This is a genomic window from Vibrio ouci (assembly GCF_004551525.1).
Lineage (GTDB): Bacteria > Pseudomonadota > Gammaproteobacteria > Enterobacterales > Vibrionaceae > Vibrio > Vibrio ouci.
Genome location: NZ_SATR01000024.1, coordinates 10,673 through 25,813, shown reverse-complemented (window position 1 = coordinate 25,813; position 15,141 = coordinate 10,673). Strand labels below are relative to the sequence as shown.

Annotated in this window: 12 protein-coding genes; all 12 read left to right on the top strand. The window is 45.6% G+C overall.

Annotated features, from left to right (window positions below; genetic code table 11):
* The first annotated feature begins 93 nt into the window (after positions 1-93).
* The 12 genes from uppS to dnaE all read left to right on the top strand — a co-directional run bounded on the left by uppS (position 94) and on the right by dnaE (position 15,133).
* Complete coding sequence (uppS, locus tag ELS82_RS15545) at positions 94-849, top strand: undecaprenyl pyrophosphate synthase (RefSeq protein WP_134836288.1); 756 nt, start codon at positions 94-96, stop codon at positions 847-849.
* Positions 850-860: 11 nt separating this feature from the next.
* The gene (locus tag ELS82_RS15540) at positions 861-1,703 is read left to right on the top strand and encodes a phosphatidate cytidylyltransferase (protein ID WP_134836287.1); all 843 of its coding nucleotides are present in this window, start codon (positions 861-863) and stop codon (positions 1,701-1,703) included.
* A gap of 42 nt (positions 1,704-1,745) precedes the next feature.
* On the top strand, positions 1,746-2,954 hold the full coding sequence (gene ispC / locus ELS82_RS15535; protein ID WP_134836286.1) for a 1-deoxy-D-xylulose-5-phosphate reductoisomerase: 1,209 nt from the start codon (positions 1,746-1,748) through the stop codon (positions 2,952-2,954).
* Complete coding sequence (rseP, locus tag ELS82_RS15530; protein WP_134836285.1) at positions 2,951-4,309, top strand: sigma E protease regulator RseP; 1,359 nt, start codon at positions 2,951-2,953, stop codon at positions 4,307-4,309. The genes ispC and rseP overlap by 4 nt, the downstream gene beginning before the upstream one ends.
* Before the next feature lie 38 nt (positions 4,310-4,347).
* The gene (bamA, locus tag ELS82_RS15525; protein WP_134836284.1) at positions 4,348-6,756 is read left to right on the top strand and encodes an outer membrane protein assembly factor BamA; all 2,409 of its coding nucleotides are present in this window, start codon (positions 4,348-4,350) and stop codon (positions 6,754-6,756) included.
* Positions 6,757-6,772: 16 nt separating this feature from the next.
* Positions 6,773-7,282 carry an OmpH/Skp family outer membrane protein gene (locus tag ELS82_RS15520; RefSeq protein ID WP_134836283.1) on the top strand — a complete coding sequence of 170 codons (510 nt, stop codon included), beginning with the start codon at positions 6,773-6,775 and terminating at the stop codon, positions 7,280-7,282.
* 8 nt (positions 7,283-7,290) lie between these two features.
* Positions 7,291-8,322: a UDP-3-O-(3-hydroxymyristoyl)glucosamine N-acyltransferase gene (gene lpxD / locus ELS82_RS15515; RefSeq protein WP_134836282.1), complete on the top strand. Its 1,032-nt coding sequence runs from the start codon at positions 7,291-7,293 to the stop codon at positions 8,320-8,322.
* Between the two features lie 147 nt (positions 8,323-8,469).
* Positions 8,470-8,922, top strand: a complete 453-nt coding sequence (gene fabZ / locus ELS82_RS15510) for a 3-hydroxyacyl-ACP dehydratase FabZ (protein ID WP_134836281.1) — start codon at positions 8,470-8,472, stop codon at positions 8,920-8,922.
* A 1-nt stretch (position 8,923) separates the two neighbouring features.
* Positions 8,924-9,712, top strand: coding sequence for an acyl-ACP--UDP-N-acetylglucosamine O-acyltransferase (gene lpxA / locus ELS82_RS15505; protein WP_134836280.1), 789 nt, complete (start codon positions 8,924-8,926; stop codon positions 9,710-9,712).
* A gap of 91 nt (positions 9,713-9,803) precedes the next feature.
* Entirely contained in the window at positions 9,804-10,946 is a 1,143-nt protein-coding gene (gene lpxB / locus ELS82_RS15500) for a lipid-A-disaccharide synthase (RefSeq protein ID WP_134836279.1), read from the top strand.
* Positions 10,943-11,563 (top strand): ribonuclease HII, encoded by a 621-nt coding sequence (rnhB, locus tag ELS82_RS15495; protein ID WP_208733185.1) that lies wholly within the window; start codon positions 10,943-10,945, stop codon positions 11,561-11,563. The genes lpxB and rnhB overlap by 4 nt, the downstream gene beginning before the upstream one ends.
* A 90-nt stretch (positions 11,564-11,653) precedes the next feature.
* Positions 11,654-15,133: a DNA polymerase III subunit alpha gene (gene dnaE / locus ELS82_RS15490; RefSeq protein WP_134836277.1), complete on the top strand. Its 3,480-nt coding sequence runs from the start codon at positions 11,654-11,656 to the stop codon at positions 15,131-15,133.
* Positions 15,134-15,141: the final 8 nt, after the last annotated feature.

Sequence of the window (15,141 nt, the reverse complement as noted above, 5' to 3'; positions counted from 1 at the left end):
CATAAACTTTCTATATAAATAGCGCTGTGCTCGCAGCACAGCGTTTTTTTATGCTAATCTCTCTCTCTCCTGCTGATTATCTATCAATGTTTTATGCATAACTCACAACTCTCTCCTGATTTACTCCCAAAACATATCGCAATCATTATGGATGGCAATGGCCGCTGGGCTAAGGCACAAGGTAAACCTCGTGTATTTGGTCATAAAAATGGTGTTGCTGCGGTACGTAAAGCAATTTCAACTTCAGCAAAACTAGGCATCAAGGCTATCACTCTATTTGCGTTTAGTAGTGAAAACTGGCGTCGTCCTGAAGAAGAAGTCGGAGTATTGATGGAGCTGTTTATTACAGTTCTTTCAACAGAAGTGAAAAAACTCCATAAGAATAACTTACGTCTACGTGTGATCGGCGATACGTCTCGTTTTAACGAACGCTTGCAAAAGAAGATCGCTCAAGCTGAGGCTTTGACGGAATCCAATACCGGCATGGTTATTAATATTGCGGCTAACTACGGCGGCAAGTGGGACATTATGCAGGCGACAAAAGCAATTTCAGCTAAGGTTGCCAATGGTGAATTGAAGGCGGAAGATATCAGCGAAGAGCTGATGACTGAGCACCTTACCATGGCAGATTTACCTGAAGTTGATTTGATGATTCGAACCAGTGGGGAATGCCGTATTAGCAACTTTATGTTGTGGCAGATGGCCTATGCGGAGCTGTATTTTACTCCCGTTTATTGGCCAGAGTTTGACGAAAATAGCTTGATTGAAGCTGTGACTTGGTTTGTAAACCGCGAACGTCGTTTTGGTTGTACAGGTGAGCAAATCAAAGCGCTAATGGACAGCGAATAAAGGATCCAAGTTTGAAACAAAGAATTATAACCGCACTTATCCTTGCTCCTTTGGTGATTCTAGGGATATTTGAACTTTCACTACCACTGTTTATGGCAGCTATTGCTGCTGTTACCCTAATTGGTTATTGGGAGTGGACACAATTCGTTGATGCTAAGTCACGTACAATGGCATTGATTCCGACGGTGGCTGTCAGTGCTGCGAGCCTGATTTTTATTCCATTTGACAGTTTAAGTCTGAATCTCATTTCCGATGCACATTACGCTATGTTGGCGGTGGGCTTTGTTTGGTGGTTGGCGGCTAGCGCTTTAGCCATTACTTACCCGAAATCTTCCTCATTCTGGCAGAACTCTAATATTTTACGCCATAGCTTTGGCATACTCACTTTATTGCCATTCTTCTGGAGTGTATTACTGCTTCGTGCGGAAGGGGTGGATGTCGACCCATACCATGGCGCTAAATTAGTTCTGTACGTCTGCTTTATTGTTTGGGCTGCGGACAGTGGCGCCTATTTTGCGGGTAAGAGTTTTGGCAAACATAAAATGGCGCCCCATGTAAGCCCGAATAAGACGATTGAAGGCCTTGTTGGCGGCATTATTACCGCAATTTTGGTCGGCTGGGGAACCGCGCAATGGTTTAATCTCCAGTTCGATAGTACGTTTGCTATGGTAGCGATTACGCTAGTGACTGTGGTGATTTCAGTACTGGGCGATTTAGTTGAAAGCATGTTTAAACGTGTCTCTGGCATTAAGGACAGCAGTAACATCATTCCTGGTCATGGCGGTGTATTAGACCGCATTGATAGCCTAACAGCGGCATTTCCTGTTTTTGCTTTCCTATACTTCATATTTTAAGGCAAGCTTCGGCTTGCCCTTACCATATTTTGGTTTCTCGCTATGCGTAAGTTAACGATTCTAGGTGCGACAGGCTCAATTGGAGCAAGCACGTTTAAAGTTCTTGAACAAAATCCTGAGAAGTTTTCAGTGGTTGCGTTAGCCGCAGGGCAAAACGTAGCGAAAATGCGAGAACTGTGTCAGAAATGGCAGCCTAAGTTTGCTGTTATGGCTGATGACAACGCAGCTAAACAACTCAAGCTTCAACTCTCTGAACTTAAAATTGCCACTCAAGTGCTGTCGGGTGTCGATGCGATGTGTGAAGTCTCATCGATGGATGAAGTCGACACCGTTATGGCAGCGATCGTTGGCGCTGCAGGTTTGTTACCGACAATGGCGGCCGTCAAAGCGGGTAAACGCGTGCTCTTGGCGAACAAAGAGGCGTTAGTGATGTCTGGCCAGCTGTTTATCGATGCGGTGAACAAGCATGGAGCAGAATTGCTGCCTGTTGATAGCGAACATAATGCTATTTTCCAGTGTTTACCTAGCGATATTCAAACCAACTTAGGCCATTACCAACTTGATAACCACGGTATTTCTCATATCTTGCTAACCGGATCAGGTGGTCCGTTCCGTTATAGCGATATCAGTTCACTTGATGATGTGACGCCAGAGCAAGCAATAGCTCACCCTAACTGGTCGATGGGACCGAAGATCTCCGTAGACTCCGCAACCATGATGAACAAAGGCCTTGAGTATATTGAGGCTAAATGGCTGTTCAATACTCAGCGTGAACAGCTAAAGGTGGTGATTCACCCACAGTCTGTCATTCACTCTATGGTTCAGTACAAAGATGGTTCCGTGTTGGCGCAGATGGGGGAGCCTGATATGGCTACGCCTATTGCACTGACACTTTCGTATCCAGAGCGAATTACTGCTGGTGTACCTGCACTTGATTTTACCAAGGTAGGAGAACTTACCTTCCTAGAACCAGACTTTAATCGTTATCCATGCTTAAAGCTGGCAATTGAGGCGTGTTACTCAGGTCAGCATGCGACAACTGCGCTGAATGCGGCTAACGAAATTGCCGTCGATGCGTTCTTAAATAAGCAGCTTCGCTTTACCGATATCGCTAAGGTGAATGAGCAAGTCGCGAGCAATATCATTGGTTCTTACAGCTCGTCGCAATGCAGTGACTTGGAAAGCATTTTAGAGCTCGATAGAATAGCAAGAGAATTAGCGGTAACTATCGTAAGTGGGCTTAAGCGATGACAGGTATTTTGTGGAACTTTGCTTCCTTTATAATTGCGCTAGGAATCCTGGTAGCGGTTCACGAGTTTGGCCACTTTTGGGTGGCGCGACGTTGCGGTGTCAAGGTCGAAAAGTTTTCAATTGGCTTTGGTAAATCCATTTGGAGCAAAGTGGGTAAGGATGGCACAGAGTACAGTGTTTCCGTTATTCCACTCGGCGGTTATGTCAAAATGCTCGATGGGCGTGTTGATGACCTTGCAGAAGGTGAACAAGAGTTCGCATTTGATCGCAAACCTCTGTGGAAGCGAACGGCGATTGTTGCTGCTGGGCCTGCTTTTAACTTCTTCTTTGCAATCTTTGCTTACTGGCTCGTTTTTCTCATTGGCGTTCCTGCTGTTAAGCCTGTCGTTGGTGAAGTTACCCCTTATTCGATTGCTGCTGACGCAGGTTTAGAACCTGGAATGGAACTAAAATCAGTTTCCGGCGTCAAAACTGCGGATTGGGAATCGGTTAATATGGGCCTTATCGCTCATATCGGCGATCGCCAGTTAACCATGACCGTTGCTCCTGCTGATGGTATTGGTGCAGAGCAAGTTAAGTACTTTGATTTAACTGAGTGGAACTTTGACCCAGAGAAAGAGTCTGCAATGTCAGCGCTCGGTTTTGTTCCATTTACGCCTGCTGTTACACCTCGTCTGACTGCAGTGTCAGAAGACGGCGCGGGTGCAAAAGCTGGACTTGAGGTTGGCGATTTACTTGTTTCCCTTGATGGCCAAAAAATCAGTGAATGGAAGCAAGTTGTTGAAGCGATTCAACAACATCCAAATACACCGATTGAGTTTCAAATTGAGCGAAATGGAGAAAACGTTAGTTTAACTATGATTCCTGATAGCCGTGAACTTGCAGACAAGCGAGTGATTGGTTTTGCTGGAATCGCTCCTGAAGTCGCAGAATGGCCAGAAAATTATCGCTTCGACTTACAATTTGGTGTAATTGATTCAGTCGGTAAGGCGGTTGAGAAAACAGGTCAGGTAATCAGTCTGACAATCAGTATGCTCAAAAAGCTGATTGTTGGTGATGTTGGATTGAATAACTTAAGTGGACCTATTTCGATCGCAAAAGGGGCCGGTATGACTGCCGATTATGGCTTAGTCTACTTTTTAGGTTTCCTTGCATTAATCAGTGTGAACTTAGGGATTATTAACCTTGTACCGCTACCTATGTTAGATGGCGGACATTTATTGTTTTTTGCTATTGAGGCTGTAATAAGACGCCCTGTACCTGAAAAAATTCAGGAAATGGGTTACCGCGTTGGCGGTGCAATTATCTTCTCTCTTATGGCAGTGGCAATTTTCAATGATTTTGCTCGTTTGTAATTGAGCAAAGGTTGAATTAAGGAATAACAAAAACAAATATGGCGATGAAAAATATTCTGTTTGCAACTTTGTTGGCGACCAGTGTCAGTGCAAACGGTGCCGAGAACTTCGTAGTTCAAGATATTAGAATTGAAGGCCTTCAGCGAGTTGCACTGGGTGCGGCATTGCTGAAGATGCCAGTACGAGTTGGCGATACAGTCGATAATCAAGACGTGTCTGAGACAATACGCGCGCTATACGCCACCGGTAACTTTGAAGACATCAAAGTGCTGCGTGATAACGATGTGTTGGTTGTTCAAGTTAAAGAACGTCCAACGATAGCGAGCATCTCATTCTCAGGTAACAAAGCGATCAAAGAAGAACAACTTCAGCAGAACTTGGATGCGTCAGGCATCCGTGTTGGCGAAGCGCTTGATCGCACAACGCTTTCAACCATTGAAAAAGGCTTAGAAGACTTCTACTACAGCGTGGGTAAGTACAACGCTGGCGTAAAAGCGGTCGTTACACCTTTACCTCGTAACCGTTCTGACCTGAAGTTTGTCTTTACTGAAGGCGTGTCTGCCAAGATTAAGCAGATTAACTTCATTGGTAATACGCAATACACAGATGAAGAGCTACTGAGCCGTTTCGATCTTAATGTCGACGTTGCTTGGTGGAACTTCCTTGCTGATGATAAGTATCAGAAGCAGGTACTGGCGGGTGATATCGAGGCACTTAAGTCATACTACCTAGATCGTGGTTACCTTAAGTTCCAGATCGACTCTACCCAAGTGGCGATCTCACCGGATAAAAAAGGTGTTTATATCACTCTTGGTCTAAATGAAGGCCAGCCATACAGTGTAAGTGATGTGAAGTTCCGCGGTGAGCTACTCGGTAAAGAAGCAGAATTCGAAAACCTAGTACCATTTGAAAGTGGTGAAACCTATAACGGCTCGGCGGTTACAGGACTAGAAGAGAATGTTAAGCGTCTACTTGGGGAAGCAGGTTATGCATACCCTCAAGTTCGTACCATTCCAGAGTTTGATGATGAGAACCAGACCGTATCACTAGTTGTTAACGTCGAAGCTGGTCAACGTATTTACGTGCGTGATATTCGCTTTGTGGGTAACAACTCGACCAAAGATGAAGTTCTGCGTCGTGAAATGCGTCAAATGGAAGGTAGCTGGCTGAACTCAAAATCGATTGAGACAGGAAAAAGCCGCCTAAACCGCTTAGGCTTCTTTGAAACGGTTGACGTGCAGACGGTACGTGTACCAGGCAGTACTGACCAAGTTGACTTGGTGTACAACGTGAAAGAGGCAAACTCAGGCAGCGTTAACTTTGGTATTGGTTACGGTACTGAATCAGGTGTGAGTTTCCAAGTTGGTCTACAGCAAGATAACTTTGTAGGTAGCGGTAACCGCGTTGGTATTAACGCGATGATGAACGACTACCAAAAGAACATCAGCTTAGATTACCGCGACCCTTACTGGAACCTTGATGGTGTCAGTATGGGCGGTAAGATCTTCTACAACGAGTTTGAAGCGTCGGAAGCGGGTATTGTTGACTATACCAACGAAAGTTACGGTGCGAGCTTAACTTGGGGTTTCCCATTTGATGAGCTTAACCGTTTTGAGTTTGGTGTGGGTTATACACACAACAAGATCGGTAATGTACCGACTTATGACCAAGCTCAGTTATTTGCCCAGAGTATTGGCCAAGAGAATGGCGATATCCTGACAAACGACTTCGATGTTAACGTATCATGGACACGGAACAACCTGAACCGTGGTTATTTCCCTACCGCTGGTAACTACCAACGTGCTTTCGCTAAGGCGACAGTGCCAAGTTCTGATGCTCAATACTTTAAAGTTCAGTATGACGTTAGACAGTATGTACCAATCACCAAAAAGCACGAATTTACGCTATTGATGCGTGGTCGTTTAGGTTACGGTAACGGTTATGGCCAAACAGATGGTAACGATAACTTGTTCCCATTCTACGAGAACTACTATGCGGGTGGTTTTACGACCCTACGTGGTTTCGGCTCAAACAGTGCGGGTCCAAAGGCGGTTTATACCACTAACGGCAACCCAGCAACTTGTAACAGCGCAAGCTGTGTTTCAGCGACTGACGACTCGGTAGGTGGTAACGCAGTTGCATTGGCGAGTTTGGAACTGATTGTCCCAACGCCATTTGCTTCGGAAGAAGTTCGTAACCAAATTCGTACTAGTGTATTTGTCGATGCGGCAAGTGTTTGGGATACAGAATTCGTTTATGACCCAAGTGTTGATACTCGTTACTACGATGATTACTCAGACCCAATGAACATCCGTGCATCTTACGGTGCAGCATTGCAATGGATGTCACCAATGGGGCCTCTAGTCTTCTCTATTGCTAAACCTATTGAAAGTTATGAAGGTGATGACGAAGAATTCTTCACTTTCACCATCGGCAGAACCTTCTAAAACAGAGGAAAATAAAGTGAATAAAACAATTAAAGCGGCTGGTCTAAGCCTTCTTGTAATGACGTCTTCTTTCTTTGCTAATGCAGCTGAAGCGGCGCAAAAGATCGGCTATGTCAACACGGCTCAAGTATTCCAAGCGCTTCCTCAACGTGAAGTTGTACTGCAAAAGATGCAGGAAGAGTTCAAAGATAAAGCGGATGAGCTAAAAGCAATCCAAGCGCAAGCTAAGACAAAGATTGAAAAGCTAAAGCGTGATGGTGAACTGCTAGGTCAAGATGAGATTGAGAAGCTGCGTATTGAGATTGGTCAGCTAGACAGCAAATACAAGATCAAGGCTCAAGCATTAGAGCAAGCATCGGCTCGTCGTGAAGCGCAAGAGAAGCAAAAACTGTTTAAAGTGATTCAAGACGCAGTAGCGAAAGTTGCCAAGAAAGAAGGCTACGACATCGTTGTTGATATTCAAACGATGCAGTACGGTAAGCCTGAGTACAACATTTCAGAAAAAGTAATCAAATCACTTAAATAATAAAAACTATGACAGTACTTTCTTTAGCCGAATTGGCAACCATTACCGGGGGCGAACTACATGGTGATGCAGCAGCGACTGTCACCATGGTTGCGCCAATGGATAAAGCGCAAGAAGGGCATGTAACCTTCTTGTCTAATCCTAAATATGCTAAGCACTTAGCTCAATGTCAGGCCACTGTAGTGATGGTCAAAGAGGCTCAGCGTGAACAGTGCAGTGGAAATGTACTGGTTGTTGCTGACCCTTATGTAGCATTTGCGAAAGTGACCCAAGCGTTAGATAGCACTCCAGCACCTGCGAGCACTATTGCTCCTTCAGCTGTTATTGCCGAAGACGCGAAGCTTGGTAAAGATGTTTCGATTGGTGCAAACGCTGTGATTGAATCTGGTGTTGAACTGGGTGATAACGCGGTAATTGGTGCGGGCTGTTTTGTTGGTAAAAATGCCAAGATCGGCGCAAACTCAAAGCTTTGGTCAAATGTTAGTGTTTACCACGAAGTACAGATCGGCTCTGACTGTCTGATTCAAGCCAATACAGTGATTGGTTCTGACGGCTTTGGTTATGCGAACGAGAAAGGTGAGTGGGTTAAAATTCCTCAGCTAGGCAGTGTACGCATTGGTAACCGTGTTGAGATCGGTGCATGTACCACGATTGACCGCGGCGCATTGGATGATACGGTGATCGAAGATAACGTCATCTTAGATAACCAGTTGCAGATCGCCCACAACGTACACATCGGATATGGTACAGCTATAGCTGGTGGTACGATTATCGCAGGCAGCACTACTATCGGTAAATACTGTATTATCGGTGGCGGCACTGTAATCAATGGTCATATCGAAATCACTGATGGCGTCACCATCACGGGTATGGGTATGGTCATGCGTGGTATTTCAGAGAAAGGTATGTACTCCTCTGGTATTCCATTGCAGCCAAACAAAGAGTGGCGCAAAACAGCAACCCGCGTTCATCGCATTGATGAGATGAATAAGCGTCTAAAGGCTGTTGAAAAGCAATTAGAGCAGAAAGAAGAATCTTAATTCCATTTCTGATTAAAAGGCTCGCACTTCGCGAGTCTTTTTGTCTATATAGCCAACCAATTTTCGGGTGGGATTACACCTTAAGCTCACTTGAGTATATAATGCCTGCCAGCAACCAAATTTAGCATTCAAAATAGGAATATGACTTTGACTACTGAACAGAAAACGATGAACATCACTGAAATCCAGGAATTGTTACCACATCGCTACCCATTCTTGCTCATCGATCGCGTAATTGATTTCCAAGAAGAGAAATACCTAACGGCGATCAAAAACGTTTCAGTGAATGAACCTCAGTTTACAGGTCATTTCCCTCAGCTACCTGTATTTCCAGGTGTACTTATCCTAGAAGCAATGGCTCAGGCGACTGGTTTATTGGCATTCAAATCATTTGGTGCTCCTTCTGAAAATGAACTGTACTACTTTGCGAGCGTTGATGGCGCGAAATTCCGCAAACCAGTTGTTCCAGGCGATCAGCTAGTGATTGAAGTAGAATTTATTAAAGAGCGTCGCGGTATTGCTGCATTTAAAGGCATAGCAAAAGTCGACGGCGAAGTGGTATGTTCTGCGGAACTAAAATGTGCTCGTCGAGAGTTTTAATATGATTCATGAAACAGCTCAAATTCACCCTTCAGCGGTTATTGAAGGTGAAGTTAAAATTGCAGCCAATGTGACCGTTGGTCCATTCACTTACATCTCAGGTACGATTGAGATCGGTGAAGGCACTGAAGTGATGTCTCATGTTGTCATTAAAGGTCATACAACGATTGGTAAAGACAACCGTATCTTTCCCAATGCCGTAATTGGTGAAGAGAACCAAGATAAGAAATATGGCGGTGAAGAGACGACCGTTGTTATCGGTGATCGCAACGTTATCCGCGAAGCAGTTCAAATCCACCGTGGTACAACTCAAGACAAAGCGACTACAGTAATCGGCAACGACAACCTGTTGTGTGTTAATGCGCATATTGCCCATGATGTGATTGTTGGTAACCATACTCACATTGGTAACAATGCCATCCTTGGTGGTCACGTTACCGTTGGCGATTATGCGGGCGTTATGGCGCTTTCTGCGATTCATCCATTCTGTAATATCGGTGCTTACTCATACACAGGTGGCTGTTCTGCAGTGGTTCAAGACGTGCTTCCTTACGTGCTTGCACAAGGTAACCATGCAACACCGTTTGGCTTAAACCTTGTTGGCCTTAAGCGTAATGGTTTCGAGAAGCCAGAAATCCGTGCTTTGCAGAAAGCATACAAAGAAATTTACCGTTCAGGTAAAACGCTTGAAGACGCAAAAGCTAGCCTAGTTGAAATGGCGAAAGAGTTTGATTCGATCAAACCGATGCTGGAGATGCTAGAGATTTCTGAGCGCGGTATTATTCGCTAATAACACTTGTGAAGCTGCATAAAAGATCGCAATCTTACGGTTGCGGTCTTTTTTACTTTTTAAAGCAATAAATTAGGTAGGTCATTCAGCCATGGAAAAGCCACTACGAATTGGTATTGTCGTCGGGGAACTGTCCGGAGACACTCTCGGTGAAGGTTTCATCAAAGCGATAAAACAAAAGTACCCTAACGCTGAGTTCGTCGGTATCGGTGGACCAAAAATGATAGCCCAAGGCTGTGAGTCTCTGTTTGATATGGAAGAGCTTGCGGTAATGGGACTCGTCGAAGTACTGGGAAGGCTGCCAAGATTGCTGAAAGTGAAAGCTGAACTGGTTAAGTACTTCACCCAGAACCCGCCGGATGTATTTGTCGGTATCGATGCGCCAGACTTTAACTTGAGACTTGAACTCGACCTGAAAAAAGCTGGCATTAAAACCGTCCATTATGTGAGTCCATCGGTGTGGGCTTGGCGACCAAAGCGTATCTTTAAAATTGATGCAGCAACAGACCTTGTCCTTGCGTTCCTACCTTTTGAAAAAGCGTTTTATGACAAGTATCAGGTAGCGTGTGAGTTTGTTGGTCACACCTTAGCGGATGCGATCCCACTGGTGCCAGATCAACAAGAGGCGAGAGAGCTTCTTAATCTAGAGCAAGACAAACAATGGCTCGCGGTATTGCCGGGCAGCCGTGGCGGCGAGGTGGGCTTAATCGCTCAGCCATTTATTGATACATGCCGAGAAATAAAGCAGAAGTTTCCTGATATTGGCTTTGTTGTTGCGGCGGTGAATGACAAGCGTAAACAGCAGTTTGAAGAAATCTGGCAACAGACTGCGCCTGAATTAGACTTCGTCATTGTTCAGGATACCGCGCGTAATGTGATTACCGCGTCTGATGCTGTACTGCTTGCTTCTGGTACGGTTGCGCTCGAGTGTATGCTGCTTAAACGACCTATGGTTGTTGGCTATAAGGTCAACCGATTCACTGGCTGGTTAGTACAGAAATTAGCGATTACTGAATTCGTCTCACTGCCGAATATTTTGGCTGGAGAGGAGTTAGTCAAAGAGTTCATTTTGGATGAGTGCGATCCACAATTTTTAGTACCTGCTGTTGAGGATATGTTGGGCAGTAATAACGAGGAACTGATTGCTCGATTTACTGAAATGCACCACTTGATCCGTAAAGACGCGGATGTTCAGGCTGCCAAAGCTGTCCTCAACCTAATTGGTAAAGAATAATGGCAAAAGAGAAACAAGAACTTCCACCTTTTGAGTATCCGCAAGGCTATCAACTGGTTGCGGGTGTGGATGAAGTAGGCCGTGGCCCTTTGGTCGGCGATGTTGTCACTGCCGCGGTTATTTTAGACCCGAATAACCCGATTGAGGGTTTGAACGATTCTAAAAAGTTATCTGAGAAAAAACGTTTAGCGCTGTTGCCAGAAATTAAGCAGAAAGCTCTAGCTTGGTCAGTAGGGCGTTGCTCACCTGAAGAAATCGACCAGCTAAACATTTTGCAAGCGACCATGGTTGCAATGCAGCGTGCTATCGATGGCTTGAGTGTTAAACCTGATCTTGCCCTTATTGATGGCAACCGCTGCCCAGAATTACCTATGGATTCTCAAGCGGTGGTCAAAGGTGATTTACGTGTTGCAGAGATCAGTGCGGCGTCGATCATTGCCAAAGTTGTCCGTGACCAAGAGATGGAAGAGCTCGATAAGCTGCATCCTGAGTTTGGTTTTGCTAAGCATAAAGGCTATCCAACCAAGGCGCATTTTGAAGCCATTGAAAAGCACGGCGTCATCGAACAGCACCGCAAGAGCTTCAAACCAGTCAAGCGTGCGCTCGGGATTGAGTAGAAAGCGCTTTGATGGGGTATATAAGTCGATAATTTTCACTTAAAATACCCCAAATATCTTCCAAATTTATCACCTTTCTGGACCTTATTCATGTCAGATCCAAAGTTTATCCACCTTCGAGTTCATAGTGACTTCTCCATGGTTGACGGCCTATCAAAAGTGCCTCCCTTGGTTAAGAGGGTGGCTGAAATGGGTATGCCTGCAATGGCACTGACCGACTTCACCAACTTGTGTGGTCTGGTTAAGTTTTATGGCACTGCACACGGCTGCGGTATTAAGCCAATCATTGGTGCTGATTTTCTTATGCAGTCACCTGAGTTCGGTGATGAGCTAACAAAATTGACCGTTATCGCGGCGGATAATGTTGGCTACAAGAACCTAACTCTACTCATTTCTAAAGCGTACCTGCGTGGGCACGTACAGCATCAACCTGTCATTGATAAAGAGTGGCTAACTGAGTTATCTGAAGGGGTAATTTTACTCTCAGGGGGTAAAAGCGGTGAAATAGGTAAAGCTCTGCTCAAAGGCAACCAGAAAGTTGCTGAAGAGTGTGTCGCGTTCTACCAAACCCATTTCCCAGATAGATTTTATTTGGAGCTAACGCGTACAGGCCGTGCTGATGAAGAAACGTATCTGCATTTTGCGCTAGAGTTGGCTGAGCAACGAGAGATCCCTGTCGTGGCGACCAACGATGTGGTTATCCTCGACGAGACTTTGTTTGATGCTCATGAGATTCGAGTTGCTATCCATGATGGCTACACACTTGAAGATCCACGTAGGCCAAAAAACTACAGCCCTCAGCAATATCTACGCACGGAAGAGGAGATGTGTGAGCTCTTCTCTGATATCCCAGAAGCACTAGAAAACAGTGTTGAAATTGCTAAGCGTTGTAACGTTACTGTCCGACTCGGTGAGTACTTCCTTCCAGCGTTCCCAACCGAAGGGATGGAAGAAACCGAATTCTTGGTTAAGAAATCGGAACAAGGCCTAGAAGAGCGTCTTGAGTTCCTATTTCCTGACCCAAAAGTGCGCGAAGAGCGCCGCCCTGAATACGATGACCGACTTAAGATCGAGCTTGAAGTAATCAACAACATGGGATTCCCAGGTTACTTCTTGATCGTAATGGAGTTCATCCAGTGGTCAAAAGATAACGCTATTCCAGTTGGTCCTGGCCGTGGTTCAGGTGCGGGTTCGCTAGTGGCGTACGCACTTAAGATCACCGACTTGGATCCATTGGAATATGACCTGCTATTCGAACGATTCTTGAACCCAGAACGTGTCTCGATGCCCGATTTCGACGTCGACTTCTGTATGGATAAACGTGATCAAGTTATTGATCACGTAGCAGAAATGTATGGCCGAGACGCGGTATCTCAGATCATCACCTTTGGTACCATGGCGGCAAAAGCGGTTATTCGCGACGTGGGACGTGTACTTGGTCACGGTTTCGGCTTTGTAGACCGCATTTCTAAGTTGGTGCCGCCAGACCCAGGTATGACGCTTGAAAAAGCGTTCAAAGCTGAGCCTGCACTGCCTGAATTGTACGAGAACGACGAAGAGATCAAAGAGCTGATCGATATGTGTCGCATCCTTGAAGGGTGTACACGTAACGCCGGTAAGCACGCGGGTGGTGTTGTTATCTCACCAACGACCATTACTGACTTTGCGCCTATCTACGCGGATGCGGAAGGCCATTTCCCAGTTACCCAGTTTGATAAGAACGACGTAGAAACCGCTGGTCTGGTTAAGTTTGACTTCTTGGGTCTACGAACATTAACCATCATCGACTGGGCGCTGGGCTTGATTAACCCTCGTCTAGAGAAAGAGGGCAAACCACCGGTTGCGATCGAGTCAATTCCACTGGTAGACCAAGCGTCATTCAATCTGTTGCAAAACTCAGAGACCACGGCGGTATTCCAGTTGGAATCGCGTGGTATGAAAGAGCTAATCAAGCGTCTTCAACCTGACTGTTTTGAAGATATTATCGCACTGGTAGCTCTGTTCCGCCCTGGCCCACTCCAATCGGGCATGGTAGATAACTTTATCGACCGTAAGCATGGTCGAGAAGCAGTATCGTATCCAGATGAACAGTGGCAGCACGACTCGTTACAAGAAATTCTTGAACCGACCTACGGCATTATCCTCTATCAGGAGCAGGTAATGCAGATCGCTCAGGTTCTTTCTGGCTATACGCTAGGTGGTGCAGACATGCTCCGTCGTGCGATGGGTAAGAAAAAGCCTGAAGAGATGGCCAAGCAGCGTGCGACTTTCGAAGAAGGGGCGATTGCCAACGGCGTTGACGGCGAACTGGCGATGAAGATCTTCGACTTGGTAGAAAAGTTCGCAGGTTACGGCTTTAACAAATCCCACTCAGCGGCATATGCACTGGTTTCGTACCAGACGTTATGGCTAAAAACTCACTTCCCAGCAGAGTTTATGGCAGCGGTAATGACAGCCGATATGGACAACACGGAAAAAGTGGTTGGCCTAGTCGATGAATGTTTCCGTATGAAGCTTAAAGTGCTACCACCGGACATTAACGCTGGCTTATACCGTTTCAATGTTGATGAAGACGGTGCGATTGTTTACGGTATCGGCGCGATTAAAGGGGTTGGTGAAGGCCCAATTGATGCAATTCTAGAAGCGCGCAACAAAGATGGCCACTTTAAAGATTTATTTGATTTCTGTGCCCGCATTGACCTTAAGAAAGTCAACAAGCGTGTGATTGAAAAACTGATTTATGCCGGTGCTCTTGACCGACTTGGCCCTCATCGTGCAGCCCTGATGGCCTCATTGAATGATGCCGTAAAAGCAGCGAGCCAACACCACCAGGCGGAAGCATTTGGTCAAAGCGATTTATTTGGGGTATTAACCGAGGCACCGGAAGAGGTTGAGCATAAGTACACCAAAGTAGAACCATGGCCTGAGAAGGTATGGCTTGAAGGTGAACGTGATACACTCGGCCTATATTTGACCGGCCACCCAATAAATGCCTATATAAAGGAACTTGGTAAGTACACCAGTTGTCGATTAAAAGACGCGACTCCAACTCGTCGTGATCAAAGTGTTACGGTTGCAGGCTTGGTGATTGCGTCGCGAGTAATGACAACTAAGCGCGGTACACGTATCGGTATTATGACTTTGGATGACAGAAGCGGCCGAATGGAAGTGATGTTGTTCTCAGATGCGCTGGATCGATACGCAGAATTGTTAGAAAACGATAAAATTTTGGTGGTTTCTGGACAGGTCAGCTTTGATGATTTCAATGGTGGTCTTAAAATGTCCGCGCGCGAAGTTATGGATTTGGGAACAGCTCGTGAAAAATATGCACGAGGATTATCTGTCTCGATTGATGAATCGCAAATCAATGACCGATTTTTTGAGCGCTTTAGTCAAATACTAGAGCCTCATCGGGCGGGAAGTGTGCCCGTCCATGTATACTACCAACGCTCCGATGCTCGGGCGCGTTTAACGCTAGGTACAGAATGGCGAGTAACGCCGAGTGACGCATTATTAGATGATTTAAAACAACTACTTGGGAAAGGCCAGGTAGAACTCGAATTTAACTAAGTTCGGTC

Excerpts from the sequence above, each read along its gene's own strand:
- bamA (WP_134836284.1), top strand. The coding sequence starts at position 4,348 with ATGGCGATGAAAAATATTCTGTTTGCAACTTTGTTGGCGACCAGTGTC.
- lpxA (WP_134836280.1), top strand. The coding sequence starts at position 8,924 with ATGATTCATGAAACAGCTCAAATTCACCCTTCAGCGGTTATTGAAGGT.
- lpxB (WP_134836279.1), top strand. The coding sequence starts at position 9,804 with ATGGAAAAGCCACTACGAATTGGTATTGTCGTCGGGGAACTGTCCGGA.
- ispC (WP_134836286.1), top strand. The coding sequence starts at position 1,746 with ATGCGTAAGTTAACGATTCTAGGTGCGACAGGCTCAATTGGAGCAAGC.
- dnaE (WP_134836277.1), top strand. The coding sequence starts at position 11,654 with ATGTCAGATCCAAAGTTTATCCACCTTCGAGTTCATAGTGACTTCTCC.
- rseP (WP_134836285.1), top strand. The coding sequence starts at position 2,951 with ATGACAGGTATTTTGTGGAACTTTGCTTCCTTTATAATTGCGCTAGGA.
- lpxD (WP_134836282.1), top strand. The coding sequence starts at position 7,291 with ATGACAGTACTTTCTTTAGCCGAATTGGCAACCATTACCGGGGGCGAA.
- uppS (WP_134836288.1), top strand. The coding sequence starts at position 94 with ATGCATAACTCACAACTCTCTCCTGATTTACTCCCAAAACATATCGCA.